General features: G+C 74.9%; 2 protein-coding genes. One reads left to right on the top strand and one right to left on the bottom strand.

Annotation, left to right across the window (positions count from 1 at the left end; all coding sequences use genetic code 11):
• The first annotated feature begins 86 nt into the window (after positions 1 to 86).
• Positions 87 to 341: a hypothetical protein gene (locus tag HUX53_RS05815; RefSeq protein WP_176402137.1), complete on the top strand. Its 255-nt coding sequence runs from the start codon at positions 87 to 89 to the stop codon at positions 339 to 341.
• Positions 342 to 1343: 1002 nt separating this feature from the next.
• Here the strand turns inward: HUX53_RS05815 and HUX53_RS05810 are convergent.
• The coding region (locus HUX53_RS05810; protein ID WP_176402136.1) for a penicillin-binding transpeptidase domain-containing protein at positions 1344 to 2778 on the bottom strand (1435 nt) is incomplete at its 5' end.

Genomic DNA, 2778 nt, shown 5'->3' with positions numbered 1-2778 from the left:
TGTTGTTGTTGTGTTGGCTCTGTGTCTTGTTCTCTTTTTTTTGTTTACAGTGCGGGCCACCCCCGTGGGCTCACACTGTCCCCTTCGTGGGCAGGGTCAGAGGGGAAGAGGGGCCGGCGGCGCTCCGTCCGCCGCTCGGGCCGCGGCCCCTCCGGCCGACGCGGCCGCGGCGGCTCGAAGTCACGGGACCGGTCCCGCTCCCGGCCGGGCCCCTCCGCCCGCGCGTCGAACTGCGCGGTGCGCGCGTCTTCGAACTGCGCGCCACGGGCATCGAATCGAGCCGTACGGGCGTCCTCGAACTGCGTGGTACGCGCGTCGAACTGGTCCGTGCGCGCGTCTGACCGGCCGCTGCGGGGCGGCGGTGTCGTCGGCACATCGGACCGCGTCGATCGCGAATCGGACGGCGGCGGCGTGAACACCTCCGACCGGGGCCCACGCGCGTCCGCCCGAGGCGTGCGGGTGCCCGGGGGCGGCATGGGCGCCTCAGGACGAGGCGCGCGAGCCTCCGGCCGGGGCCTGCGCGCTTCAGGGCGAGGCGTGCGCGCTTCAGGGGCGGGCCTGCGAGCCTCCGGGGGCGGCATGGGCGCCTCAGGACGAGGCGCGCGAGCTTCCGGACGAGGCGTGCGCGCTCCCGGGGCGGGCGTGCGAGCCTCAGGACGAGGCGTGCGGGCCTCCGGCCTGGGCGTGCGGTTGCGGGCTTCGAAGGGGTCGTCTCGGCCCGAGCCCTGGTTGCGCACGTCGAAGGGGTCGTCGCGGCCCTTGCGCCGCTTGGCGGGAGGCGGCTGCTGCCGCTCCTGCCGCTCCTTCGGCGCACGCCCCTTGTTCTCGTGCCGCTTCATCTCGCGCCGGCTCGGCTCGCGCCGGGACGACTTGCGCCCGCGGTCGGACCAGTCCGGCTGCTCCGACCACCAGGACCCTTCGGGCCACTGGGGCTCCTCGGACCAGCGGCCTTGCCCGGTCGCCGGTCTCGATGAGGGGCGCGCGGACGTTTCCGCCCACGATGAAACATGCGTATTGCTCCGGGACGCATGCCCGTTATCGCGTCGCGCCATGCCCTCTCCTGTGGAGGAGACGGAGAGCTCGGCGAACGCCGTCGGTTCCGTGCCGCCGAGCGGCGGTCCTGCTGAGACAAGTGCGGGACCGCGGTGGCGGAGCCCGCTCGCTCCAGCCGCGTTCCCCGGACGGATTCTCGCGAACCCGCCCGATCACTCCGGGAGCATACGCCCCAAGAGCCACTCTGACGCGAATTGGTGCCAAAAACCGTACGGGCCCTATCCCAAGGCCATTCCGCTCTCCGGACGAGTACGCACGAACGGCGCACCGGGTTCAGTACTTCCCGGCCGTTATCGCAGGAATGTCGCGGCCAGCGGCGCGGCCACCCGCGGGCCCGAGCCGCCGGCCTGGACGAACACCGCGAAGGCGACGTCGTCGCGGTATCCGATGAACCAGGCGTGGGTCCCGCCGGCGAACTCGGCGGTGCCCGTCTTGCCCGCCGTCCCGCCGGGGAGCCCGGCCCCGGCCGCGGTGCCGCTCGTGACCACGGCCCGCATCATCGTGCGCAGCGCGGCGGCGCCGGGCACCGGGCGCGGTGCCGGTATCTCTCCCCCGCCCTCGCGGATCAGTTTCTTCGGCAGCAGCCGGGGCGGGCGCCACGTGCCGTCCGCGGCCGCGGCGGCGACCGACGCCATCAGCAGCGGGCTCGCCTGGACGCGGCCCTGCCCGATCGCGTCCTCGGCCAGCTCGGCGCCGCTCTCCGGTTCGGGGATGCTCCCGTCGGCCGCCTCCACCCCGGCGTTGATGGTGGCGCCGAACCCGAACCGGTGCGCGCTCGCCAGCAGTTTCGCCGCGCCGAGCCGCTCCACCGCCAGCCGCGCGAACGTCGTGTTGCAGGACGCGGCGAACGCGCCGCGCAGCGTCGTGCGGCCGAGCGCGTGGTCCTCGTCGTTGTGGATGGTGCGCTGCGCGGTGACCACCGAGGCCGGGCAGTCGGCGCCGGTCCCCGCGCCCGCCCCGTCCGCGAGCAGCGCGCCGGCCGTCACGACCTTGAACGTCGAGCCGGGCGGGTAGCGGCCGGTGAACGCGCCGAGGCCGCCCAGCCCGTCCGCCACCGCGAGGATCTCCCCGGTGGCCGGCCGGACGGCGACGATCGCGGCCTGGCCGGAAGCGGACGCCACCGCCTTCTCCGCCGCCTTCTGCAGCCGCCGGTCCAGCGTCGTCCGGATCTTTCGGCCCTTCTTGACGCCGAACACCTTCACCCGCCGCGGCGGCCCGTCGCCGTCCCGGAGCACGATCGCCCACCCGGCCTGTTCGGTGTCGGTGTCGAGCCGTTCGGGGATCGCGGCGAGGTAGGGCGCGAGCGGGCCGTCCGCCGGCAGCGCCTTCCCGTCCCGCGCGACGAGCGTCACCGCCGGGACGCGGACCTGCCCGACCGTCCACTTCCCCGAGCCCTTCAGCCCCGGGTACAGCGTGGCGGGCGACCACAGCACCCGCCACCGGCCGTCGACGCGGCCGAGCCGCAGCACCGAGCCGAACGACCATTCGCCGTGCCCGGCCAGCGAGCGGGTGACCGTGAAGTCGGCGTGCGCCGCGCCCTTCCCGGACCGGACGACGGGACGCGGCTCCAGCCTGATCGTGCTGACCATCAGCCCGCGCGACAGCGCCCGGTGCTGCGCGGCGAAGTCGGCCGGCGGCTCGGCGACGAACTCCCGCATCTCCGCGAGGTCGCCCCGCGACCAGGCCGTGAAGTACCCGGCGGCGACCTCGTCCGGGCTCGGCTCC

Origin of the sequence: Actinomadura sp. BRA 177 (assembly GCF_013372625.1) — a bacterium.
GTDB lineage: Bacteria > Actinomycetota > Actinomycetes > Streptosporangiales > Streptosporangiaceae > Spirillospora.
The sequence above is the reverse complement of the archived record's forward strand: the minus strand, read 5'-3'. Positions and strand labels throughout refer to the sequence as shown.